The sequence below is a fragment of the Campylobacter estrildidarum genome (genome assembly GCF_005406205.1).
Classification (GTDB): domain Bacteria; phylum Campylobacterota; class Campylobacteria; order Campylobacterales; family Campylobacteraceae; genus Campylobacter_D; species Campylobacter_D estrildidarum.
In genome coordinates this window covers 1-24005 of record NZ_NXLZ01000003.1, presented here as the reverse complement: position 1 = coordinate 24005, position 24005 = coordinate 1, and the positions used below count along the sequence as shown (strand labels likewise).

General features: G+C 28.6%; 23 protein-coding genes. All 23 read left to right on the top strand.

Features of this window, described 5'->3' with window-relative positions:
- The 23 genes from carA (at window position 1) to CQA69_RS02060 (ending at window position 23761) form a co-directional block, all read left to right on the top strand.
- Window positions 1-1119, top strand: a complete 1119-nt coding sequence (gene carA / locus CQA69_RS02170; protein ID WP_137620201.1) for a glutamine-hydrolyzing carbamoyl-phosphate synthase small subunit — start codon at window positions 1-3, stop codon at window positions 1117-1119.
- Window positions 1116-1790, top strand: coding sequence for a sulfite exporter TauE/SafE family protein (locus tag CQA69_RS02165; RefSeq protein WP_246023105.1), 675 nt, complete (start codon window positions 1116-1118; stop codon window positions 1788-1790). The genes carA and CQA69_RS02165 overlap by 4 nt, the downstream gene beginning before the upstream one ends.
- Before the next feature lie 157 nt (window positions 1791-1947).
- The gene (gene ccoN, locus CQA69_RS02160) at window positions 1948-3414 is read left to right on the top strand and encodes a cytochrome-c oxidase, cbb3-type subunit I (RefSeq protein WP_137620333.1); all 1467 of its coding nucleotides are present in this window, start codon (window positions 1948-1950) and stop codon (window positions 3412-3414) included.
- 12 nt (window positions 3415-3426) lie between these two features.
- Window positions 3427-4092 carry a cytochrome-c oxidase, cbb3-type subunit II gene (gene ccoO, locus CQA69_RS02155; protein WP_137620200.1) on the top strand — a complete coding sequence of 222 codons (666 nt, stop codon included), beginning with the start codon at window positions 3427-3429 and terminating at the stop codon, window positions 4090-4092.
- 4 nt (window positions 4093-4096) lie between these two features.
- Window positions 4097-4360 carry a cytochrome c oxidase, cbb3-type, CcoQ subunit gene (locus tag CQA69_RS02150; RefSeq protein WP_137620199.1) on the top strand — a complete coding sequence of 88 codons (264 nt, stop codon included), beginning with the start codon at window positions 4097-4099 and terminating at the stop codon, window positions 4358-4360.
- Entirely contained in the window at window positions 4360-5226 is an 867-nt protein-coding gene (locus CQA69_RS02145; protein WP_137620198.1) for a c-type cytochrome, read from the top strand. Before CQA69_RS02150 ends, CQA69_RS02145 begins: the two co-directional genes overlap by 1 nt.
- Window positions 5223-5435 (top strand): DUF4006 family protein, encoded by a 213-nt coding sequence (locus CQA69_RS02140; RefSeq protein WP_137620197.1) that lies wholly within the window; start codon window positions 5223-5225, stop codon window positions 5433-5435. Before CQA69_RS02145 ends, CQA69_RS02140 begins: the two co-directional genes overlap by 4 nt.
- An 11-nt stretch (window positions 5436-5446) precedes the next feature.
- Window positions 5447-5548: a hypothetical protein gene (locus CQA69_RS02135; protein ID WP_137620196.1), complete on the top strand. Its 102-nt coding sequence runs from the start codon at window positions 5447-5449 to the stop codon at window positions 5546-5548.
- Window positions 5545-6141 (top strand): hypothetical protein, encoded by a 597-nt coding sequence (locus CQA69_RS02130; RefSeq protein ID WP_137620195.1) that lies wholly within the window; start codon window positions 5545-5547, stop codon window positions 6139-6141. The genes CQA69_RS02135 and CQA69_RS02130 overlap by 4 nt, the downstream gene beginning before the upstream one ends.
- Window positions 6134-6658, top strand: a complete 525-nt coding sequence (locus CQA69_RS02125) for a FixH family protein (RefSeq protein ID WP_137620194.1) — start codon at window positions 6134-6136, stop codon at window positions 6656-6658. The genes CQA69_RS02130 and CQA69_RS02125 overlap by 8 nt, the downstream gene beginning before the upstream one ends.
- Window positions 6655-9036, top strand: a complete 2382-nt coding sequence (locus tag CQA69_RS02120; RefSeq protein WP_137620193.1) for a PD-(D/E)XK nuclease family protein — start codon at window positions 6655-6657, stop codon at window positions 9034-9036. The genes CQA69_RS02125 and CQA69_RS02120 overlap by 4 nt, the downstream gene beginning before the upstream one ends.
- Complete coding sequence (locus CQA69_RS02115; RefSeq protein WP_137620192.1) at window positions 9033-11774, top strand: RecB-like helicase; 2742 nt, start codon at window positions 9033-9035, stop codon at window positions 11772-11774. Before CQA69_RS02120 ends, CQA69_RS02115 begins: the two co-directional genes overlap by 4 nt.
- A 181-nt stretch (window positions 11775-11955) precedes the next feature.
- Window positions 11956-12381, top strand: a complete 426-nt coding sequence (gene rplM, locus CQA69_RS02110) for a 50S ribosomal protein L13 (protein WP_137620191.1) — start codon at window positions 11956-11958, stop codon at window positions 12379-12381.
- A gap of 1 nt (window position 12382) precedes the next feature.
- Window positions 12383-12772, top strand: a complete 390-nt coding sequence (rpsI, locus tag CQA69_RS02105) for a 30S ribosomal protein S9 (protein WP_137620190.1) — start codon at window positions 12383-12385, stop codon at window positions 12770-12772.
- 117 nt (window positions 12773-12889) lie between these two features.
- On the top strand, window positions 12890-13855 hold the full coding sequence (locus CQA69_RS02100; RefSeq protein WP_137620189.1) for an OmpA family protein: 966 nt from the start codon (window positions 12890-12892) through the stop codon (window positions 13853-13855).
- Window positions 13852-14490, top strand: a complete 639-nt coding sequence (locus CQA69_RS02095) for an HAD family hydrolase (protein WP_137620188.1) — start codon at window positions 13852-13854, stop codon at window positions 14488-14490. Before CQA69_RS02100 ends, CQA69_RS02095 begins: the two co-directional genes overlap by 4 nt.
- An 86-nt stretch (window positions 14491-14576) precedes the next feature.
- On the top strand, window positions 14577-18137 hold the full coding sequence (gene nifJ, locus CQA69_RS02090; protein WP_137620187.1) for a pyruvate:ferredoxin (flavodoxin) oxidoreductase: 3561 nt from the start codon (window positions 14577-14579) through the stop codon (window positions 18135-18137).
- 8 nt (window positions 18138-18145) lie between these two features.
- Complete coding sequence (locus tag CQA69_RS02085; RefSeq protein WP_407924063.1) at window positions 18146-18484, top strand: transformation system protein; 339 nt, start codon at window positions 18146-18148, stop codon at window positions 18482-18484.
- Window positions 18462-19880 (top strand): pilus (MSHA type) biogenesis protein MshL, encoded by a 1419-nt coding sequence (gene mshL / locus CQA69_RS02080; RefSeq protein ID WP_137620186.1) that lies wholly within the window; start codon window positions 18462-18464, stop codon window positions 19878-19880. The genes CQA69_RS02085 and mshL overlap by 23 nt, the downstream gene beginning before the upstream one ends.
- Window positions 19873-20469 carry a P-loop NTPase family protein gene (locus CQA69_RS02075; RefSeq protein WP_137620185.1) on the top strand — a complete coding sequence of 199 codons (597 nt, stop codon included), beginning with the start codon at window positions 19873-19875 and terminating at the stop codon, window positions 20467-20469. Before mshL ends, CQA69_RS02075 begins: the two co-directional genes overlap by 8 nt.
- A 2-nt stretch (window positions 20470-20471) precedes the next feature.
- Window positions 20472-21047: a CDC27 family protein gene (locus tag CQA69_RS02070; protein WP_137620331.1), complete on the top strand. Its 576-nt coding sequence runs from the start codon at window positions 20472-20474 to the stop codon at window positions 21045-21047.
- Window positions 21040-22596 (top strand): GspE/PulE family protein, encoded by a 1557-nt coding sequence (locus CQA69_RS02065; protein ID WP_137620184.1) that lies wholly within the window; start codon window positions 21040-21042, stop codon window positions 22594-22596. The genes CQA69_RS02070 and CQA69_RS02065 overlap by 8 nt, the downstream gene beginning before the upstream one ends.
- Window positions 22583-23761: a type II secretion system F family protein gene (locus CQA69_RS02060; RefSeq protein ID WP_137620183.1), complete on the top strand. Its 1179-nt coding sequence runs from the start codon at window positions 22583-22585 to the stop codon at window positions 23759-23761. The genes CQA69_RS02065 and CQA69_RS02060 overlap by 14 nt, the downstream gene beginning before the upstream one ends.
- Window positions 23762-24005: the final 244 nt, after the last annotated feature.

Genomic DNA, 24005 nt, shown 5'->3' with positions numbered 1-24005 from the left:
ATGAAAGCTTATGTTTATTTAGAAAATGATGTTTTTTTAACAGCTAAAGCTTTTGGTAAAAATGGAACTTTCTTTGGTGAACTTGTATTTAATACTTCTTTAACTGGATATCAAGAAATCATGTCAGATCCTTCTTATGCGGGACAATTTATCGTTTTTTCTATGCCAGAGATTGGTATAGTGGGCACAAATGATTGTGATAATGAAAGTAAAGAAGTTTTTGCTAGCGGTATTTTAATACGTGAATTAAGTTCTACTTTTTCTAATTTTCGTGCTAAGCAAAGTTTGGATGGATATCTAAAAAAACACGAGAAAATAGGAATATATGATCTTGATACGAGATATTTAGTTAAAATGATTCGAGATTTTGGAAATTTAAGAGTTATTGTATCGACTGAAATTTCAAATAAAGAAGAGTTAAAGTCTGCTTTAGAAAAATCGGCAAAAATTGAAGAAGTTAATTTTGTTAAAGAAGTCAGTACAAAACAATCTTATGTTCATAAACAAGGCGTTTGGAACCATACAACTCAAAGTTATAATGAAGCTAAAAGAAGTGCAAAAAAAGTTGCTGTTATTGACTATGGAGTAAAGATTAATATTTTAAATGAGCTAGTTGAGGCAGGTTTGGAAGTGGAAGTTTTTCCTTATAATGTCAAAGCAGATGATCTTATAAAGCTTTACAAACAAGGGGAAATTCAAGGTGTATTTCTTTCGAATGGTCCAGGTGAGCCAAAAATTTTAAAACAAGAAATTGCAGAGATTAAAAAACTTACCAAAGTGAAAATTCCTATACTTGGAATCTGTCTAGGTCATCAGCTTTTAAGCAATGCTTTTGGCTATGAGACTTATAAAATGAAATTTGGCCAACATGGAGCGAATCATCCTGTCATTAATTTAAATAATAAAAGTATTGAAATTACTGCACAAAATCATAACTATAATGTTCCAGAAGAACTTTGTGAAGTTGCTTTTATTACACATCGTAATCTTTTTGGAGATAATGTTGAAGGTGTTAAATATAAAGATTATCCGATTATATCCGTCCAACATCATCCAGAAAGCTCTTCTGGGCCTCATGAGAGTAAATATATTTTTAAAGAATTTATCGATTTGATGTGATTTTGCTAAATATTGATTTTTTTGTTATTTTTAGCGTAGCTTTTTTGTCAAGCTTTGGACATTGCTATTCTATGTGTGGTGGCTTTAATTTAGTTTTTATGAAGCTAAATTCAACTCATAAAAATTTATTTTTATTAACTTTTTTATATCAGTTATCTAGAATTTTTGCTTATGTTGTCTTGGGGATATGTTGTGGAATTTTTGGAAATATATTAGCTATTAATGCCAAAATTCAAAGTTTTTCATTTTTTCTTTTTGGTATATTTATGATTATTTTAGGTTGTGCTTTGATTTTTAGAGGAAATCTTCTTGCTTTTATTGAAAATCATATTTTTTTAGATTCTTTATTGCAAAAATTGATTAAAAAATCTATGAATTTTAGAGGTATAAAATCAGCATTTATCTTAGGATTTATTAACGGTTTTGTGCCCTGTGGTTTGGTTTATTTTTATTTGATAGATTCGATGAAAAGGGAAAATATTTTAGAAAGCATATGTATAATGTTAATTTTTGGATTTTCAACTCTTCCCGCTATGTTATTTTTTACAAAAATATCACAATTTTTGAGTGAGGTTTTTAAAAAAATATTTAATTATATAGCTTATATTATCATCATAGCTTACGGTTTAAAACTTGCTTATACCGGTTTTATATCCTTTGTAAATTATTAAATTTGATTCTTTTTAAGATTAAAATAATATTATTAATTATGGACATAAATTATAATTGATAACAAATGATTAATAAAATTATATTTTTTAAGAAAAAATGTATAATTAGTATTATATAATGCAATTTGATTATTTAAAAATTTTAAGGAGAAAATCCATGCATCCAGGTAATGCACTAAGTTACGACTATACAGTTGCAAAATATTTCATGTTTGCTACTATATTGTTTGGTATTATTGGTATGGCCATAGGAACTTTAATAGCTTTTCAAATGGCATATCCTAATTTAAATTATTTGGCAGGAGAGTATGCGACTTTTTCAAGACTAAGACCTCTTCATACTTCAGGAGTGATTTTTGGTTTTATGCTCTCTGGAATTTGGGCCACTTGGTACTATATAGGACAACGTGTTCTTAAGGTAAGTATGGCTGAATCAAAATTTTTAATGGCTGTAGGTAAGCTTCATTTTTGGCTTTATATGCTTACTATGGTTTTGGCTGTTATTTCTTTATTTCTAGGTATAACTACTTCTAAAGAATACGCAGAACTTGAATGGCCTTTAGATATTTTGGTTGTTATTGTTTGGGTATTGTGGGGTATGAGTATTTTTGGCCTTATTGGAATTAGACGCGAAAAGACTCTTTATATTTCTCTTTGGTATTATATAGCAACTTTTTTAGGCATTGCTATGCTTTATCTTTTCAACAATATGGAAGTTCCAACCTATTTTGTTGCAGGTATGGGAAAATGGTGGCATAGTGTATCAATGTATGCAGGAACTAATGATGCATTAGTTCAATGGTGGTATGGACATAATGCGGTTGCTTTTGTATTTACTGTTGGAATTATTGCGCAAATTTATTATTTCTTGCCAAAAGAAAGTGGTCAGCCAATTTTTTCTTATAAACTTTCTTTATTTGCATTTTGGGGATTAATGTTTGTTTATCTTTGGGCAGGTGGACACCACTTAATTTATTCAACCGTTCCTGATTGGATGCAAACTATGGGTTCTGTATTTTCAATAGTGCTTATTTTACCTTCTTGGGGATCAGCAATCAATATCATGCTTACGATGAAAGGCGAGTGGAGTCAACTTCGCGAAAGTCCATTGATTAAATTTATGATTTTAGCATCAACTTTTTATATGTTTTCAACATTAGAAGGACCTATTCTTTCTATAAAATCTGTTAATGCTTTAGCACATTTTACTGATTGGATTCCAGGACATGTTCATGATGGAACATTAGGTTGGGTAGGCTTTATGATTATGGCAGCACTTTATCATATGACTCCTAGAGTGTTTAAAAGAGAACTTTATAGTAAATCTTTAATGGAAGTTCAATTTTGGATTCAAACTACAGGTATAGTACTTTATTTTAGCTCAATGTGGATTGCAGGTATAACCCAGGGTATGATGTGGCGTGCAACTGATGAATATGGAAATCTTAGTTATTCATTCATCGATACAGTTGTGGCTATAGTGCCTTATTATTGGATTAGAGCTATCGGTGGTTTATTATATCTTATTGGTTTCTTTATGTTTACTTATAATATTTATAAATCAATTGCTTGCGGAAGAGTGCTTGATAAAGAGCCAAAAAGCGCTTCACCTATGGCAATATAAGAAGGAGAAAATATGTTTAGTTGGTTAGAAAAAAATCCATTCTTTTTTGCTGTAGCTGTTTTTTTTGTGATTGCTTATGCTGGAATTGTTGAGGTTTTACCTAATTTTACAGAAAATGCAAGACCTATTGAAGGAAAAAAACCTTATACCGTTTTACAGCTTGCAGGACGTCAAATTTATATAAAAGAGAGTTGCAATGCTTGCCATTCTCAGTTAATTCGTCCATTTAAATCTGAAACAGATCGTTATGGTATGTATTCTCTTAGTGGTGAATATGCTTATGATAGACCATTTTTATGGGGATCAAAGCGAACAGGACCTGATTTAATGCGTGTAGGAGGTTATAGAACAACCGATTGGCATGAAAATCATATGTGGGAACCTACTTCAGTAGTACCAAATTCAATTATGCCTGCTTATAAACATATATTTAAAGATAATGCTGATATAGAAACAGCTTATGCTGAAGCCTTAACTGTAAAAAAAGTTTTTAATGTACCTTATGATGTAGAAAATGGTACAAAACTTGGATCTTGGAAGGATGCTCAAGAAGAAGTAAAAGCTGAGGCTCAGACTATAGTTGATCAAATGAAAAATGAAGAAGTAAAAAAGGCTTTTTCTAAAGGTGAGATTAAAGAAATTGTCGCTTTAATTGCCTATTTAAATAGTTTAAAGTAAAGCTATGGAACATTTATCAATTATTTTTAATGTGATTAAGAATTTAGTCACTTTTAATTTGGTAGCAGTTCAAAAACATGAGTGGGAAATTTTTCAAGGATATGGATTTTTTTTCCTTGTAATGTTTTTATCGATAGTTTTATATACTTATTGGTATCATCTTTATAGAGTAGAAAAAACTGGCGAGAGAAATTATGAAAAATATGCAAATCTTGCCTTAAGTGATGATATTAATGATAGCGTTTTAGAAAATAAAAGGAGTGCTTAATGCAATGGTTAAATTTAGGAGATAATATTAATTTATTGTCTTTAATCGGAGCTGTTCTTATTATTCTAATCACACTTGTAATCGTGAGTAGAATGTTTAAAAAAATGAAAGAAGAAAAAAAAGATGAAGCGGAACTTAGTGAACATCAATGGGATGAAATAGGTGAATATAAAAATCCTATTCCAACCGGTTGGGCTGTTGTCTTTTTTCTTGCTATTGTTTGGGCAATTTGGTATTTTTTATGGGGATATCCTCTAAAAGCTTTTTCAAGTATAGGTCAATATAACGAAGAAGTTAAAGCTTATAATACTAAATTCGAAGAAAAATTTAAAAATTTATCTTCCAAAGATAAAATAGCTATGGGACAAAATATCTTTTTAGTTCAATGTTCTCCTTGCCATGGAATTACCGCTGATGGAATTAATGGAAAAGCTCAAAATTTAAATATTTGGGGTAGTGAAGAAGGTATTATAGATGTTATTAAGCATGGTTCTAAAGGTATGAATTTTCCAGGAGGAGAAATGCCAGCAGCAGCTGATTTAGGAATAGCACAAGAAGATATTCCAGCTATTGCTGCGTATGTGGCAAAAGATATTTCAGCTATTAAGCAAACTAAAAATGAAGAATTAGTTGAAAAAGGTAAACAGGCTTATGCAACTTGTGCAAGTTGTCATGGTGAAGATGGAAAGGGTCAAGATGGAATCTTCCCTAATCTTACAAAATATGGTTCAGCAGCGTTTGTGGTAGACGTTTTACATAGTGGTAAAAAAGGTTTTATAGGAACTATGCCAGCATTTCCTACGCTAAATGACATTCAAAAAGAAGCTGTTGGTGAATATGTAATTTCTCTTTCAAGGGGTGAATAATGGAAAACACAAATAGATGCGTATTTTCTTTATCTGGAATAACTGGTATGCTAATAGCTACAGTGTTATTGCTTTCAATTTTAGTTGTTTTTACAATTTTGGGTCTTAAAGCACAGCAAGAAGTAATGCAAAAACCTTATAGTCTTAAAGATGTTCAAAGTGTTAAAATGTTTGGTTCAAAAGAGCAAGATCATAGAATTATAAAGTAAAGGAAAATACAATGAATAAGGCACTGGAATATTTAATTGTTATTGGTTTGATTGTTGCTGCAGGTATTACTGCTTGGTCAGTACTTACTGTAAATCATCTTCATATAGGATGAGAAAAATATTACGAGATGGTTTTTCAAGAACCATCTTTTTATTTCTTTTTTTACCTTTAAAAATTTTTGCTTTTGATTCTGTAGTTTTAAATGAAAATATTTTAAATCAGAAAGTTGTTAACGAAATAAATTTAATTGGTAAAGAGCTTCAAGAAAAAAGTGGAATTTTTGTTGGAGTTATTGCAAGCGATGAAGCAGATTTTGAAACTTTATTGAATATGCAAGAGAGAATACCAAAATCTTATATTTTACTAATTTTATCTAAAAAATCTCATAAAGTTGATATAGTCGGATCAAAAGGAGCTTTAATTTTGATCGACAAAGAAACTGTGCTTAGTCCTTATTCTGGAACAGGTTCAATTTTGCCTATTTTGGCGACTAAAAAAGGCGATATCTATAATGCTGCCATTTTAAATGGTTATGCCGATATCACAGATCGTATAGCACAAGCTAGAGGAATAAAACTAGAAAATTCTATAGGCAATGCCAATCGAGATACAATTAATATTTTGAGAATTTTAATTTATGGTTTTGTTTGTTTTGCATTACTTTATTATACGCAAAGAAGAATGAAAAGGAAGAAAAATGTATAAAAATAAAAAAACTTTTTGGCCTTATGGTTTGTTAATTGCTTTTTTATTGATTATAGGAGCCTCTATTGCAACAGTTGTGATAGCAAGCGATAATCCTGTATATGAAGATGATTTTTATTTCGATTCTTATCAAAATGTAGAAAATAACTATAATGAAATTCAAAAACAACAAGAAAATTTTAATAAACTTTTTAAAGTTGAATTTGAAAATGCCAATTTCAAGTTAGTAGGAGCAAGAAAAGTTCCCATCTATACAATTAATTCAAATTCTTATGTAGCTAATTTTAAAATAGAATCTTTAGGAAAAGCAGATGTTCAAAATTTAAAGTATGAAATTTTACTTACTAGGCCTCATATAAAAAAAGATGATCAAAAATTACAAGGACAAATAAAACAAGGAATTTTAAGCATCGCTTTTCCTTCTAAAATCGAAGAAGGTAGATGGCAATTAAAATTTAAGCTGATTGAAAATCCTCAAACAATAGGCTTTTTTAACTATGAATTATATGCTAAATGAAACTTAGAATATTTGGCTCCACTAGAAAGATTAAAGAATATTACGATCAAAGCAAAACTTTAAATGTTTTGCTTGATAATGCTATAAGCATACAAGATTTTTTAGAGAGAGTATGTTTAGTTAATTCTCACAAGGCAAGTTCTTATGAGAGTTTGCTTTTGATGCAAGAAGCGTGTTTAAAAAGTAAAAATTTAGAGAAAGAATTGGGAATTAGTGCTGATTTTTTTACTTTTTTAAAAAACAATGAATATTTATTCTCTTTCTTTAAAGAACTAAGCTTAGAGAAAAAAAGTATTAATGATCTTAAAAATAATGATTATTATGCAAGTTATAATGAACATTTAGAAATTTTAAAAGAAGTATTTGATCATTATCTTGCCTTGCTTAAAAAGAATCATCTTCATGATGATTTATCTTTGGTGAAAGATTACTTGATTAATTTTGATTTTATAGATGAATATGATGTTATTATTTATAATTTAGAGGGTTTTTTAAGTAAATTTGAAGAAGATTTGTTTTTGCAAATTGCCGACTATAAAGAAGTGATTTTATGTTTTAGGGTAAGTCGATTTAATTATGAGTATTTTTCCAAATTTGATTTTCTAAAAGATATGGAACTTGAAACAGAATTTTACTATGAAGTGAGTTTAAATGAAGGAAAAATTCTTAAAAAAGAAAAAATTTATACTCAAAACTCGCAAATTAAAGTCAAATCATTTGAAATTAGAAGTTTGCAATGTGCCTTTGCAATGGATGAAGTTTCTCATTTTTTAAGAGAAGGATTAAAGCCTGAAAATATAGTTATTATAACGCCAGATGAAAGTTTTTGTGATCTTTTAAGATTGTTTGATAAAAACAATATGTTTAATTTTGCTAGTGGTATTAATATCAAAGAGAGTTTATTTTATCAAAAACTAAAAATACTTTATGATTCTGCAAATTCTGAATCATTTTATTATCAAAAGCAAGAAGATTATTTTTTAAATGAAGATACAATTTTTGATTATCATAATACTTTTTTGCATTATTTAAATCTTGATTTTGAAAATTTTAAGAGTCAATTTGATCAACAATTTAATTTTGAGCAGTTTGAAAATTTAATAATTCAATTTTTAGAAAATGAAAAACAAGAACTTATCAGTATCATCCAAAAAGAATTGTATTTTATCAAGGAGTTGTTAAAAAATCAGTCTTTGAAAGTTAAAGAATTACTCCAGCTTTTTTTTATACACATTTCAAATTTAAATTTAAGTTATGTTGGCGGCGGAAAAGTTACTGTTATGGGGCTTTTAGAAAGTAGAGGACTTCATTTTGACGGAGTTGTAATCGTTGATTTTAATGAAGATGTGATTCCTAAAAGAAGTATTAATGAACTTTTTTTAAATAATGAAATTCGTAAAAAAGCAGGGTTAATCAGCTACGAACGAAGAGAGAATTTGCAAAGATTTTATTATGAAAACTTAATCAAAAATGCTAAAAAAGTAAGTATTTCTTATGTTGAAAATGAAGAGCAAAGAAAATCACGTTTTTTAGATGATCTTGATATAAAATATTTTTATGAAAAACCAAATTCTAAGACTTATTTAGATGCATTAAAGCTTGATTATCAGAGCACAAGATTAAATTTAGAGCCTATTAAAGCTCCTGTTTTAAAACACGATCCATTTGAAAAACCCTTATCTTTTACTCGTTTTAGCTTGCTTCTAAATCAAAAAAGAACTTATTATTATCGTTATATTTTAAATTTAAAAGAAGCTAGAGCTTTAAGCTATGAAAGCAATTTTAAAAACGAGGGTAATTTTATCCATAAGATTTTAGAAATTTATTATAAAGAAAATTCAAAAAATTATTTTGATTGCAGTATTTTTAATAAATTATTACAAAGAGAAAGTTCAAAATATGGCATTAGTGATTTGGAATTAGAAATTTTAAAAATACGATTTGAAAATTTTTACAAAAATGAACAAAAGCATTTTGATGAAGGATATAAGGTTGATAAATTAGAGTGGCCTCCTGCTGATCTTAAACTTCCTCCTAAAGTTTTACGTTTTGGAAAAGAGTCAATAAGATTAATAGGAGTTATCGATAGAATCGATTATCGTGAGGGCGAAAATTTTATTATCGATTATAAAAGTGGAAAAATTCCTATAGATTCTTATCAGTTAGCTTTTTATCAAGCTCTTTATGATGAGAATGCTCAAGCTTTTTTTTATGATTTAAAACGTATGAAATTTACAAAAGAAAAAGCTAAAAGTTTGATTGATTTGAAGGAAAGTTTAAAAAATTTACTAGATGAAAGTAAAGAAGAAATGGAGTTTGAAAACAAAAAAGATAATTATTGCCCTTATAAGTTGATTTATAAAAAGGAAGTGAAATGACTTTTGAGCCTTTTTTAGCCCTAGAGGCAAGTGCTGGTAGCGGTAAAACCTTTGCTTTGAGTGTTCGTTTTATAGCTCTTATTTTAAAAAACGCAAAAATAAATGAAATTTTAGCTTTAACCTTTACTAAAAAAGCTGCTAATGAAATGCAAAAAAGAATCATTGATACTTTTTTAAATTTAGAAAGCGAAGAAAAAGAGAGTGAATCTCAAGAATTATGCAAACTTTTAGGTATAGAAAAAAAGAAACTCATAGCTTTAAGAGATGCTAAAAAGCAAGAATTTTTAAGACAAGAGTTAAAAATCAGCACCTTTGATGCTTTTTTTAGCAAGATTGTTAGAGCTTTTGCTTTAAATTTGGGACTTAGTAGTGATTTTAATATTAGCGAAGAAAAACTCGATATCAAGGCTGTTTTTTTAAAGCTTTTAAATAGGGAAGAATTAAAAGATTTAGCCTATTATTTGGTCAATATAGAAGAAAGTCAAGATTTTTATAATGAATTAGAAAGATTTTATGAAAATGCTTACTATAAAGAATGTGTAAAAATTCCAAATCCATCAAAAGCAAAAATCAATAAAGCTTATAATGAACTAAGAACGTATTGTTTAAGTTTAAAAAATAAATATTTAGAGCGAAATTTTGAAAATGAAACTTTGGATTTAAATGAATTTATCAAAACAAGTTTTATGTCAAAATTTGAAGAAACAAAGTATTTGCAAAAATTAAACGATGAGGATGCGAATTTTAACTTAAAAAGAGAAGAATTTATCAATGCTTTAAATGATTATGCTATTGAGCTTGAGCAATATAAAATTGCTAATTTAATGAATCTTTTAAATTATTATAGTAGAGCAAAAAATTCTATACAAAAAGAAAAAAATGTTTTAAGTTTTAGTGATATTAGTCGAAGAGTTTTTGATTTAATTACGAGCGATTTTAAGGATATGATTTATTTTCGCTTGGATGGATATATTTCTCATTTACTCATCGATGAATTTCAAGATACAAGCGTTATTCAATATAAGATTTTATATCCTTTAATTGCTGAGCTTGTTTCGGGTGAAGGCGTGAAAAAAAATAGAACTTTTTTTTATGTTGGAGATAAAAAACAAAGTATTTATCGTTTTAGAAAAGGTAAAAAAGAACTTTTTGATTTATTGCAGCTTGATTTTAAGCAAATCAAAAAAGATCAACTCAAAGTCAATTATCGTTCTAAAGAAAATTTAGTTCATTTTATTAATGAAGTGTTTAAAAATAAAATAAAAGATTATACGTCACAACTTTCTTTAGAAGATAAAAAAGGAGGCTTTATACGTGTTATTGAAACAAAAGAAACAAAAGCTGAAGAGATAAAAGAAAAAGCACTTGAAGCATTGCTAGAACAAATTTATTTTTTAAAAGATAGAAATATTTCTTTAGATGATATTTGTATTTTATGTTGGAAAAATGATGATGCAGATATGATTTTAGAATTTTTACAAGAGCATAAAATTCAAGCATTCACGCAAAGCAATATTTTACTTGAAAATAAAGCCAGCGTGAAGGTTGTTTTAGAATATGCAAAATATTGTATTTTTGGAGATGAGTTTTATTTACATTTTTTAAAAGAATTTTTAGGATTTGAACCTTTGAGATTAAATCTTGACTTAGCAAGAAGTGCTATAGAAAATTTACTTTATTTGATTAAAAATTTAAAACTTGATCTTAGTGATATTGCTTTAATCCAATTTATAGAGTATGCTAGAGAAAAAGAGGATTTTTTAAAACTTTTATTTGAATCTTGTCCTTTAAAAATTATCAACGAACAAAATATGGGGATAAGCATTATGACTGTGCATAAATCTAAAGGCTTGGAATTTAAGCACGTGATTTTGATAGACAGTCTTTCAAAAAATAATACAAATAATGATAATATCATGCTAGAATATGATATTAATCAAGGTTGGCAACTCCATTTAAGAGACAATATACGCAAATTAACCAAAGAACATAACTATCAAGCTTTTATAGACAATATAACCAAGGCCGATTATGAAGATGATATGAATAAGCTTTATGTGGCTTTTACTCGAGCTAGAGACTCTTTGATTATCATTAAAAGAAATAAAGATTTTAAGCACGGGAGTTATCCTAGTTATTTAAATTCAATGCTTGAAATTAATGAGCAAGAAATTGGAACATTAGAATTTCAAGATTTTTACGAGCAAAAAGAGGAAATTTTACCTCCTGCTTTGAAAGAATTCGAAAAGGTTGGTTTGCAAGAAATTGATTCCAATGAAAAATTAGATTCTAAAGAAATTTATTTTGGAAACGCTTTTCATTTTTTTATGCAAAATTTAAAACTACCAAGCGGTGAAAATATCGACTTAGCTTATCAAAATACCAAGAGTAAATTTAGATGCTTTTTAGATGATGAAGAATTTAAAGCATTGTTTATAAGAATTAAAAATTTACTTGAGAATAAAGAATTTCAAACCCTTCTTCAAAATAAACAACTTTTCAAAGAACAAACATTGAGTTTTCAAGGAGAAATCAAACGACTAGATTTACTCGCTTTAGACGATGAAGAAGCGATAATTATAGATTATAAAACAAGCCTTGCAATGCAAGAGAAGCATAAGGAACAAGTTTGTGAATATAAACTTGCCGTGGATGAAATTTTGAAAAAAAGTTCAAGAGCTTTTGTTGTTTATTGTTTAGAGAATAAAATCCTAATTAAAGAGTTTGCCAAAAAATAAAATACCAATGTTTTAAAATTAAAATTTATTGAAAAATTAATAGCTCTTTAAATTGATTTTATATTTTTAACTTAAGCAAAATATTTAAGCTTATTATTTCTTTATTTAAACTTAAATTAAGTAAATATTAAGATTATTTTTTATACAATCACATTTTAAATTTTTGGCAAAGGTAAAAAATATGACACAGATAACAAAGCCAAACGAAGTAAAGCGAGAATGGATTGTTTTAGACGCAGAAGGAAAAAGATTTGGTCGTCTTTTAACCGAAGTAGCGACAATTTTAAGAGGTAAAAATAAACCTTGTTTTACACCTAATGTTGATTGTGGAGATTATGTAGTCATTATCAATGCATCAAAAGCTGTATTTACAGGTGCTAATAAGGCTGAAGATAAGCTTTATCATAGGCATTCTGGATATTTTGGAAGTGTAAAAAGTGAAAAATTTGGAGATTTACTTCAAAAAAATCCTGCTAAATTATATAAATTAGCAGTTAGAGGTATGCTTCCTAAAACAAATTTGGGTAGAGCAATGCTTAAAAAACTAAAAATATATGCTGGCAGTGAGCATCCACATACAGCACAAATTGCTAAAGAAGGAAAATAATATGGCAACAACATATGCAACAGGTAAAAGAAAAACCGCTATTGCAAAAGTTTGGGTAAAACCAGGTAGTGGTAAAATCAGCGTTAATGGTGTTGATTTAAATACTTGGCTTGGCGGACATGAAGCTATTAAGCTTAAAGTGGTTCAACCTTTACTTGCTACTAAGCAAGAAACTTCTATGGATATTAAAGCGACTACTTTAGGTGGTGGTTATAGTGCTCAAGCTGAAGCTTTAAGGCATGGTATTGCAAGAGCTTTAGCGGCTATGGATGCAGATTTTAGAGCCTTATTAAAACCAAAAGGACTTCTAACAAGAGACAGTAGAACTGTAGAGCGTAAAAAATACGGTCGTCGCAAAGCAAGAAGAAGCCCTCAATTTTCTAAACGTTAATCTTTTACAGCGAGAATTTTCTCGCTACTTATTTTTATACTTTGAATTATTTCTCTTTTTTTCTATTTTTATGTTATAATTTTTTGTTTAAAATTTATTGTCAATAAGGATTTTCTTATGAAAAAGTTATTATTGGGTTTAGGTTTAGCGAGTATTTTATTTGGTGCTGATCAAAATATTAAATTTGAAGTCACTCCGAATTTTAATTATAATTATTTTGAGGGTAATTTAGACATGAAAAATCGTTACACTCCTGGTATTAGACTTGGTTATCATTTTGATGATTTTTGGCTAGATCAAGTGGAATTAGGTTTTGAATATTATTCAAACGTAAAATATGCTAATACTCATGAAACTACAGATATATCTAGGACTTATTTAAACGCAATTAAAGGATTTGATTTAAATAAAAGATTTTATTTTTATGGTCTAGCTGGAGGTGGTTATGAGAATTTTTCCAATGCCGCTTATGATAATAAAAGTGGCGGATTTGGACAATATGGAGCAGGAATTAAATTTAATTTAAGTGATTCTTTGGCTTTAAGACTTGAAACAAGAGATCAAATTGATTTTAATAACGCAAATCATAATTGGATTGCAACTTTAGGCATTAGTTTTGGTTTTGGTGGAGAAAAAAAGCAAAATTTAAAAAATAAATCTCAACAACCTTTAGCTAAACAAACTGGAAAAAATACACAAGTAAAAACATTTATTCTTGATGAGAATGGAAAAGAAAAAGTGATTTCTTTGGAAGGACATTTTGGCTTTGATAAAACTAATATCAATCCAATTTTTAGTCAAAAAATCAAAGAAATTGCTAAAATTTTAGATGAAAATAAAAATTACAATACCATTCTTGAAGGACATACTGATAATGTAGGTTCAAAAGCTTACAATAAAAAACTTTCAGAGAAACGTGCTCAAAGTGTCGCTAAAGAGCTTGAAAAATATGGAGTTGAAAAAATTCGCATAAAAACAGTAGGATATGGTGATAAATATCCTAGATCAAGTAATGCTACCAAAGAAGGAAGAGCTGATAATAGAAGAGTAGAGGCTAAATTTATACTCAAGCAAAGACAATGAAATATACTATTTTATTTGATTTAGATGGCACTTTGATAGATTCTACAAATGCCATCTTAAATTCATTCAAAGATGCCTTAAGATTTCTTAATTTGGATGTAAAAGAAGATAAAAAAATTAAAGAGCTTATAGGCCATCCTTTGAAAAATATGTTCTCAATGCTTTATTCTAGTAATTCTAATTTGATTGATGAATTTACGAAAATTTATCGTGAGTGTTATTCTAAAATTTATTTAGAACAGACAACTTTATTTCCAAAAGTCGATCAAGCTTTATCTCTTGCTTATACTTTTGCTGATTTAGGTATAGTAACAACTAAGGGCGGAACATTAACTCCTATTTTGCTTGAGCATTTAGGGATTAAACATTTTTTTAAAACTTTAATTACGCTTGATGATGTTAAAAACCCAAAGCCAGATCCCGAACCTATACTTTTAGCGTTAAAAAAATTAAATAAAACTCAAGAAAATGCTTATATGATAGGTGATACTATTTTAGATATACAAGCTTCTTTAGCCGCGAATATTACTCCTATAGCTTTAAGTTGTGGTTTTGGTGATGAGAGTGAATTAAAAAAATATTGCCAAATTTTTCCAAATGCACATGAAGCAATTTGTTATATACTAAAATATTAAACAAATTTCAAGTTTTTGTTAAACACCTTTTAAGAGAATTCGTAGTATAGTCTTATTGATAAAAATATTGATTAAGGAAGGTCTTAATGAGTAAAGTAATGAAAACTATGGATGGAAATGAAGCTGCAGCATATGCAGCATATGCTTTTACAGAGGTAGCTGGTATTTATCCTATTACTCCAAGTTCTCCTATGGCAGATTATACTGATATATGGGCTGCCGCGGGAAAGAAAAATTTATTTGGAGTGCCTGTAAAAATTGTTGAAATGCAAAGTGAAGCAGGTGCAGCGGGTAGTGTTCACGGATCTTTGCAAGCGGGTGCTTTAACAACAACTTATACCGCATCTCAAGGTTTATTATTAAAAATTCCAAATATGTATAAAATTGCAGGACAACTTTTACCTTGTGTTATACACGTTGCAGCACGTTCTTTAGCATCTCAAGCTTTGTCTATTTTTGGGGATCATCAAGATATTTATGCGGCAAGACAAATTGGTTTTGCAATGCTTTGTTCTCATTCTGTTCAAGAAACTATGGATTTAGCTGGAGTGGCACATTTAGCTGCTATTAAAGGTAGAGTTCCATTTTTACATTTCTTTGATGGTTTTAGAACAAGTCATGAAATTCAAAAAGTCGAAGTGATGGATTATGAGCATTTTGATAGATTATTGGATAGAAAAGCTCTATTAGAATTTAGAAATGGTGCTTTAAATCCAGAGCATCCAAAAACACGTGGAACAGCCCAAAATGACGATATATACTTCCAAACTAGAGAGTTAGCAAATCGCTTTTATGATGCTCTACCAGATGTTGTTAATGAATATATGCAAGAAATTTCAAAAATTACTGGTAGAGAATATAAACCATTTACTTATTATGGACATAAAGAGCCTGATCGCATTATTATTGCTATGGGTTCTGTGACTCAAGCTCTTGAAGAAGTTGTGGATTATTTAAATGCAAAAGGTGAAAAAGTTGGTGTTTTCAAAGTTTATCTTTATAGACCATTCAGTTTAAAATATTTCTTTGATGTAATGCCAAAATCAGTTAAAAAAATTGCAGTACTTGATAGAACTAAAGAGCCAGGTAGCTTAGGAGAACCACTTTATCTTGATGTAAAATCAGCTTTCTATGGAAGAGAAAATACCCCAATTATTGTAGGTGGAAGATATGGACTTTCTTCTAAAGATGTTGATCCTGCACAAATGATTGCTGTATTTGAAAATTTAAAACTTGATAATCCAAAAAATGGCTTTACAGTAGGTATAGTTGATGATGTAACCAACACATCTTTACCAACCGGAGAAAAAATTTCTCTTGGAGATGAAAGTACAATAGAATGTTTATTCTATGGTTTGGGTGCTGATGGAACAGTAGGTGCTAATAAAAACTCTATTAAAATTATCGGGGATAAAACTGATTTTTATGCACAAGCTTATTTTGCATATGATTCTAAAAAATCAGGGGGTTATACAAGAAGTCATTTGCGTTTCTCTAAAAAACCAATTCGTTCAACTTATCTTGTATCAACACCTCACTTCATAGCCTGTTCAGTAGCAGCTTATCTAGAGCTTTATGATGTATTAGCAGGAATTAGAAAGGGTGGAACCTTCCTTTTAAATAGTATTTGGAGTGCTGAAGAAACTATCAGACAAATCCCTGATTCTGTTAAGAAAACTTTGGCAGAGAAAGAAATTAATTTCTATATTATCAATGCGACAAAACTAGCACGTGAAATAGGACTTGGTAATCGTACAAATACTATTATGCAATCAGCATTCTTTAAACTTGCAAAAATCATTCCTTATGAAGATGCACAAAAATATATGAAAGAATTTGCTTACAAATCTTATAGCAAAAAAGGCGATGCTATTGTAGAAATGAACTATAAAGCTATTGATGTGGGTGCGGATGGACTTGTAAAAGTAGAAGTAGATCCTAGCTGGAAAAATCTAGAAATTAAAGAAAAAGAACAAACTAATGCTTACAAAGGTACTGAATTTGTTGAAAAAATCGTTAAACCTATGAATGCCGCTAAAGGCGATGATTTACCTGTTTCAGCATTTTTAGGCCACGAAGATGGAAGTTTTGAACACGGTACTACTGAGTATGAAAAACGTGGTGTAGGCGTTATGGTTCCAAGATGGATTGAGGCAAATTGTATCCAATGTAACCAATGTGCGTCTGTGTGCCCACATGCAGTTATTAGACCATTCTTAATCAATGATGAAGAAATGTCAAAAGCTCCACGTGGAGTTAAAGAACACGCTTTAGAAGCTAAAGGAACTAAAGGTGAAAAATTAAGCTTTAAAATTCAAGTTTCTCCTCTTGATTGTACAGGTTGTGAGCTTTGTGTTCATGAGTGTCCAACTAAAGAAAAATCATTAGTTATGGTTCCACTTCAAGAAGAAATGGATTTTGGAGAGCAAGAAAATGCTGATTATTTATTTAAAGAAATCACTTACAAAGATGAAATTTTAAATAAAGAAAGCACAAAAGGTGCACAATTTGCACAACCATTGTTTGAATTCCATGGTGCATGCCCAGGTTGTGGTGAAACTCCTTATATTACTTTGATTACAAGATTATTTGGAGAAAGAATGATCATTGCTAATGCAACAGGTTGTAGTTCAATTTATGGTGCTTCAGCTCCTTCTACTCCTTATAGAAAAAGTGTTAAAAATGGACATGGTCCTGCTTGGGGTAATTCTTTATTTGAAGACAATGCGGAATTTGGTTTAGGGATGAAAGTTGCTACTGAAACTACAAGACATCGTATTGAAGCTATTATGAATGAAAATATGCAGCAAGTTCCAAATGCTTTAGCAGCACTTTTCAAAGAATGGATTGCAAATAAAAATGATAGCACTGCTTCAGTTGAAATTAGAAATAAATTAGTTCCAATTTTAGAACAAAATAAAGATATTAAAGCAGTTCAGGAAATTTTAGATTTAAAACAATATTTAAGCAAAAAATCTCACTGGATCTTCGGTGGTGATGGCTGGGCTTATGATATTGGATATGGTGGTCTTGATCATGTTTTAGCAAGTGGTGAGAATGTAAATGTTTTGGTTCTTGATACTGAAGTTTATTCTAATACTGGAGGTCAAAGCTCTAAATCATCTCGCACCGGTGCCGTAGCACAATTTGCTGCTGCGGGTAAGCCTGTCCAGAAAAAAGATTTAGGTCAAATTGCAATGACTTACGGTTATATTTATGTAGCTCAAGTAAATTCTGCTGCAAACTATAGTCATTTGGTTAAGGCATTGGTTGCAGCTGAAGCTTATGATGGTCCTTCTTTAGTTATTTGTTATTCTCCTTGTATAGCACATGGTATTAAAGGTGGTCTTGGTTATTCTGGAGAACAAAGTGAGCTTGCTACAAAATGCGGTTATTGGCCACTTTATACTTTCGATCCTCGTTTGCAAGAGCAAGGAAAAAATCCATTAACCTTAGCTGGAAAAGAGCCTGAATGGGATCTTTATGAAAGCTTTTTAATGAATGAAGTTCGTTACAATGCTTTGAAAAAATCAAATCCAGATCACGCAAAAGAATTGTTCGAAAGAAACAAAAAAGATGCGCAACGTCGTTATAGACAATTAAAACGTATTGCTATGGCTGATTTTAGTAACGAATTAGAAAACTAAAATTTGCAATGCAAAGATTTTTTTGTGCCATTTGTTTGTGTTTCACTTTCTCAATGGCACAAGACGATTTTGAAGAGTATTTTAGATCTTTAAATACTAAGAGTGATGTGGATCTTGAAAATCTTCAAAATCCTTTTTTAAACCCCACTCTTGAAAAAATCAAAAAACTTAATATAGCAGCTATCATGCTAGATCAAGTAAAAATCAATAATCATTGGTATAAAAAAGGTGATAGAATTGACGGTGCTTTAATTGTTGAAGTCAATAAAAAAGATATAGTATTACAATACGATACTTTAAATTTTAAAATCAATTTTAAAACCAATGATAAGATTAATATTTATTAAGATTTTATTTTTTACTCAAATCCTTTATGCTTTAGATTGTCAAAAACGTTTATTTGATATCAATATCCATGAAAATACAAGTTTAGAGGAAAGTCTTAGAGAACTTGCAAATTATTGCTCATTTAGTATTATCGTAAAAGATAAGATCGCTAAAGAAAAATTAAAAACCATTCAAAATGATATCAATATACATCAGATGAGTTTAGATGAGATTTTTAATCTTTTTATCAAAGAGCATGATTTATTTTATGAATTTAATGGCAAGGTTTTGAAAATTTCAGCCTTAAAAACAAAGATTTTTAAAATAAGTTATATCACTTCAGTTAGAGAAGGTCAAAGTATCACTAAAGCTTCAGTAGATGCAAAACCAAGGCAAAGTGAATTTAAAACTTCGTTTGAAGATAATGAAGATAATATGATTAAAAGTATGGAAAAATTTGATTTTTGGCAAAATATAGAAAAAGAAATCACTATGTTGCTTAATTCTTCTCATGAAAGCTACGAAATAAAAGCACCTATAGTTAATTCAAATGCTGGAATTATAATAGTTACAGGCACTCATTCTCAATTAGAACGCGTTAGAGAATATTTGCAAAAACTTGAAAATCGTTTAAAAAAGCAAGTGATTATTGATGTTAGTATTATCGCTGTAAATCTAAATAAAAGCCATTCTAGCGGCATCAATTGGCAAAATTTTAATTTGGATTTTAATTCCAAAACAAAAAGTGGCGAAAATTCTTTTATCCATTTTCAAAATGGACAAGGTTTTGTGAAAAATTTAGGTTTTAGGGCAAATTTAAATTTTGATTCTATTATCAACTTTCTTTCTCAAAATGGAAAAACTTATGTACTTTCCAATCCTAAGCTCATGGCTTTAAATAACCAACAAGCGATTATTTCAGTTGGCGATACGATTAACTATCAAGTGAAAGAAAGCTCCAAAGGAACTGAAAATGGGACAACAGTGAGTGAAAGTTATAGCAATTATTCTATTTTTATAGGAATTTTGCTTAATATTTTGCCAGAAATTTCTGATGATGGTAAAATAATGCTTAGAATCAACCCAAGTTTGAGTGACTTTAAATATCCAGAAGATAAGAAAAGACAAAAAGAGCCACGCACCATCGCTCCAGATACGATCCAAAAAAAGCTATCAAGCGTTGTTCAGGTTGAAAACAATCAAACTCTTATTTTAGGTGGGCTTATTTCAAGAAATAATGGTGAAAATAAGCATTCTGTTAATTTTTTGTCCAATATTCCCTTAATAGGAGCTTTATTTAAATCTGATGAGGAGATATCGGATGTGACAGAAATTGTTTTTATCATAACACCTACTATAGTTGATAATGCTAATTTTCCAAGTCTTAGGGATTTAGGATTTAAATATTATGAATAAAATTGTGAATTTAAGGGAAGAAATTTTTTCAAGGATAAATGAGAGTTTAAAACATAAAACCTTGATCTTAATTTGTGGCTTAAGTGGGAGTGGTAAGAGCGTTTTATTGCAAAGATTAGCAAAATATCATGATATTGATTATATCGATGAAATTTTTTCAGATGAGAAAGAATTTAAAGACATCGTTAAAAAAAGAAAAAAGGATGTTTTGATACTCGATGAAGTGGGTATGTATGAGATAAAAATACTAGAACTGATTAGAATTTATAGTGATCAAATGAGTTTTGTTTTGAGTTCTCATAAAAAAATAGATCTTTTTGAAAAAGATTATTTTAAAAGTCGTTTTGAGACGATTTTTTGGCTTGAAAAACTTAATACTAGAGAACTTCATCAGTATATCCAATTAAAATTTAATATTAATTTTTCCAATAAAGCAATGAAAATAATAATGAAATTTTATAAAGGAAATTTAAGACACGTTGATAAAATGCTTAAAAGTTTTTGCGAACTCAATGTTTATTTTAAAAATACAAAAAGTCAAGATTATGTATTAAAACTTTGTGCTTTGGAGAATGGATTTTTAAAATGAATATGCAAGAAAGAGTGCGCGAACTTGAGAATGCTTATAAAAAATATTTATTTAAAAAATTTTTAAAAAATTTGTTTTATCTAGTTTTTATTGGTTTATTGATTTATTTTATTTTTTTAATCGTGCAAAATCATTATAAACAAAAATCAATATCTTTAGAAGCTTTAAATTATAAAAAAGAGTTAGAACAAAACATTATAAAAGCTAAGATCTTACAGGAAAAAAATAAAATAACAAGAGCAAAACTCATACAAGAAAATAATCACACCATCTCTAAGATGCAAATTGATTCTAAAGTGTTTAGCATCGCTAAATTAAAAAATAATTTTTATAAAAATCCTAGTTATGAAAGAGCTTTAATTTTAGCTCGTGAATATTATAGGATTAAAGATTATAAAAAATCTATTTTTTGGGCTTTAAAGGCTAATGATATCGATAAAAAAACTGAGGATTCTTGGCTAATATTTGCTAAGGCTCAAATAGCTTTGGGTAATAAAAATCAAGCTGAAAAAGCTTTAAATGTATATTTAGATTCTTATGGATTTATTGAATTGGATAAAGAGTTGGAAAATGATTGATAAAAGCTTATTTGAGAATTATTTAAATCAAAAAATAAATCTTGAGCAAATTTATCAAAATTTTGGCATTAAAAGTGAAGATTTCTTAAAGAATTTAGCCTCTTTTTTAAATATGAAATATATTGAGTTAAATGATTTGGATGAAAAATTTTGCGAAAGTTTTCCTTTTAACATTCTTTTTAAATTTCAAATTTTACCTATAAAAAATGCAAATATTTTGTATGTGGTCAGCGCTAAACCTTGTTCTTTAGAACTTTTAGAGCAAATAAAAATTTTTACAGATATTGAAAAAATTGAAGTTGTGCTTACTGATGAATTTAAGATTTTAAAAATTTTAAATAATCTTCGCATAAAAGATGAGTTAAAAAAATTAAGTGTTAAACTTAGACTTGAATGGCAAGAAGGCGTAAAAGAAAGCCAAACTTGTATCAGTCAAATTTTTTATTTTATACTTGAAGAAGCACTTAAAATAAATACCAGTGATATTCACATAGAATCTAAGGTTAATGATGCTTTGATAAGATTTAGAGTTGATGGCGTTTTGCTAAAATTTGTTGATCTTGAAAAAGATATTTATGAAGCATTGGTTTTTTATATCAAATTTTTAGCCCATTTAAATGTTGCAGAATCAAGAAAAGCACAAGATGGTAGTTTTGAGTTTACATTTAAAGATAAAAAATATGATTTTAGAATTTCATCTTTACCTTTATTAAATGGTGAAAGTGTAGTTATAAGGATTTTAAAACACGATAAAGAAATTTTAGAGCTTGAAAAACTAAATTTGGGAAAAATAAATATCGAAATTTTAAAAAAGAATTTATATGCCCCAAACGGAATGATTTTATTAACAGGACCAACAGGAAGTGGTAAAAGTACTACTTTATACGCTTGTTTGAATGCATTAAAGAGTATAGAAAAGAAAATTATTACAGCGGAAGATCCTATAGAATATAAAATGCCTTTGATTCAGCAAATTTTGCTTAATTCTAAAGTAGGATTTGAATTTAATAATGTTTTAAGAGCAATTTTAAGGCAAGATCCAGATATTATTATGATAGGAGAAATTCGTGATGAGGAAAGTCTAGATATTGCTTTAAAAGCTTCTTTAACCGGACATTTGCTTTTAAGTACTTTGCATACAAATGATGCACTTTCTACAATAGATAGGCTTTTGGATATGAAAGCAAAGCCTTATTTGATTGCTTCTTCGCTTAGCTTGATTATCGCACAGCGTTTAGTAAGAAAGCTTTGTCCAAGATGCAAACAAAAAAGCAATAAATATGAGCAATTTCAAGGAGAATTTTTTGAGGCTAAGGGGTGTGAATATTGTCATCAAAGTGGATTTATGGGTAGAGAATTGGTTGTAGAGAGCTTAAATATAGATGATGATATAGCACAAGCCATTAGAGAAAATAAAAGCAAGAATGAAATTTTAAAACTTGCAAAAGATAAAGGCTTTCAAACTATGTTTGAACAAGGTTTGCAAAAAGCAAGAGAAGGTATAACAAGTATTGATGAGCTTTTAAGGGTTCTAAATGAAACTTTATGAACTTGAAATCATTAAAGACGAAAAAAGATATAAAAGGCTTATGAGAGCTGAAAATTTAAATATTGCACAAGCTAAAGCTTTAAATAAAAATTGGAAAATTATCAATATTAAAGAGAAGAAAAAAAACTATTTTAGAAAAATAAATAGTGAGTATCTTATACTCTTTTTTAAAGAATTATCTTTGCTTTGTGAGGCAGGATTAAGCATACAAGAGGCTTTTAAGGAACTTATGAAAATTCATTCTTTTAAAAGCATAAGCAGAGTTCTTGATAATTTACTTTTAGGACAAAATTTAAGCCTTGCTTTTGAAAATGCTGATTTTGGATTAAATTACGCAGAATTAGCTTTGATTAAAACGGCGGAAAATACTGGAAAATTAAGTGAAAATTTCTTACAAATTGCCAAACTTAGAGAAAAAAACTTAGAAAATCAAAAGAGATTTAAAAAGGCTATAAGATATCCTTTATTTGTTTTTATTAGCGTTTGTGTAGCTTTTATTTTTTTAATGCTTTTTGTAATACCTAATTTCAAAGATTTATTTGAAAATTTAAATGTCAATTTGCCCTTAATAACGATAATAATACTTCAAATTTATAATTTTTTGCAAGATTATATTTTAATATTTGCTTTTCTATTGGTATTTATTTTTATCCTTGTTTTTCTTATGTATAAAAAATCTTATTCCTTTGCTTATATTTGCGATTTTATTTTTTTAAAAATACCCTTATTTTCAAATTTTATCGTTTATAGTCAAAATTATTATTTTTTTATGGTTTTTTCCTTACTTTTAAAAAATGGAATTTCGCTTTCTAAGGCTTTTAATTTATCAATTTTAGGACTTCAAAATAAACAAATCATTTCAAAATATAAAGAACTTCTATCTTTTATAGATTCTGGGCTTGAAATTGGTAGTGCCTTTAAAAAGATAGATATCTTTGATCCTTTAGTACTTTCTATGTTAAATATCGCGATGAAAAGTTCAAAACTCGAGTTTTTAAGTGAAGAAATTTCAAAATACTATGAAAATAAAATGGAAAATCTTATGGATAGGTTTTTAATCTTGCTTGAACCTTTGATGACTTTGTTTGTAGCGATGTTAGTTTTATTTTTGGCTCTTGGTATTTTTTTGCCTATATGGGAGCTTAGTTCTGAGGTGAATTTATAATTTATTAATATTTTTTTATAAATATTATATTAATTTTTATTTTTTTATTTTATTTTTTGATAAAATAAGCTCTTTAAAATTATAACAAAAACTTCAGGAAATCTCTATGAAAAATGTAGTTTTACTTGGCGAAAGTAATTTTGCGTTTAAAAATGGAATTACGCAAGGTTTAAAAAATAAGGGAATGAATGTAAAAAATTTATCATTAGGTGGAACCGCTGCTTTACAAAATCTATATGAATTA

Coding starts and splice junctions, on each gene's coding strand:
- CQA69_RS02095 (WP_137620188.1), top strand. CDS start 13,852: ATGAAATATACTATTTTATTTGATTTAGATGGCACTTTGATAGATTCT.
- CQA69_RS02070 (WP_137620331.1), top strand. CDS start 20,472: ATGCAAGAAAGAGTGCGCGAACTTGAGAATGCTTATAAAAAATATTTA.
- CQA69_RS02100 (WP_137620189.1), top strand. CDS start 12,890: ATGAAAAAGTTATTATTGGGTTTAGGTTTAGCGAGTATTTTATTTGGT.
- CQA69_RS02120 (WP_137620193.1), top strand. CDS start 6,655: ATGAAACTTAGAATATTTGGCTCCACTAGAAAGATTAAAGAATATTAC.
- rpsI (WP_137620190.1), top strand. CDS start 12,383: ATGGCAACAACATATGCAACAGGTAAAAGAAAAACCGCTATTGCAAAA.
- mshL (WP_137620186.1), top strand. CDS start 18,462: ATGATAAGATTAATATTTATTAAGATTTTATTTTTTACTCAAATCCTT.
- CQA69_RS02115 (WP_137620192.1), top strand. CDS start 9,033: ATGACTTTTGAGCCTTTTTTAGCCCTAGAGGCAAGTGCTGGTAGCGGT.
- CQA69_RS02130 (WP_137620195.1), top strand. CDS start 5,545: ATGAGAAAAATATTACGAGATGGTTTTTCAAGAACCATCTTTTTATTT.
- CQA69_RS02125 (WP_137620194.1), top strand. CDS start 6,134: ATGTATAAAAATAAAAAAACTTTTTGGCCTTATGGTTTGTTAATTGCT.
- CQA69_RS02135 (WP_137620196.1), top strand. CDS start 5,447: ATGAATAAGGCACTGGAATATTTAATTGTTATTGGTTTGATTGTTGCT.
- rplM (WP_137620191.1), top strand. CDS start 11,956: ATGACACAGATAACAAAGCCAAACGAAGTAAAGCGAGAATGGATTGTT.
- ccoO (WP_137620200.1), top strand. CDS start 3,427: ATGTTTAGTTGGTTAGAAAAAAATCCATTCTTTTTTGCTGTAGCTGTT.
- CQA69_RS02085 (WP_407924063.1), top strand. CDS start 18,146: ATGCAAAGATTTTTTTGTGCCATTTGTTTGTGTTTCACTTTCTCAATG.
- CQA69_RS02150 (WP_137620199.1), top strand. CDS start 4,097: ATGGAACATTTATCAATTATTTTTAATGTGATTAAGAATTTAGTCACT.
- ccoN (WP_137620333.1), top strand. CDS start 1,948: ATGCATCCAGGTAATGCACTAAGTTACGACTATACAGTTGCAAAATAT.
- carA (WP_137620201.1), top strand. CDS start 1: ATGAAAGCTTATGTTTATTTAGAAAATGATGTTTTTTTAACAGCTAAA.
- CQA69_RS02075 (WP_137620185.1), top strand. CDS start 19,873: ATGAATAAAATTGTGAATTTAAGGGAAGAAATTTTTTCAAGGATAAAT.
- CQA69_RS02060 (WP_137620183.1), top strand. CDS start 22,583: ATGAAACTTTATGAACTTGAAATCATTAAAGACGAAAAAAGATATAAA.
- CQA69_RS02065 (WP_137620184.1), top strand. CDS start 21,040: ATGATTGATAAAAGCTTATTTGAGAATTATTTAAATCAAAAAATAAAT.
- CQA69_RS02145 (WP_137620198.1), top strand. CDS start 4,360: ATGCAATGGTTAAATTTAGGAGATAATATTAATTTATTGTCTTTAATC.
- nifJ (WP_137620187.1), top strand. CDS start 14,577: ATGAGTAAAGTAATGAAAACTATGGATGGAAATGAAGCTGCAGCATAT.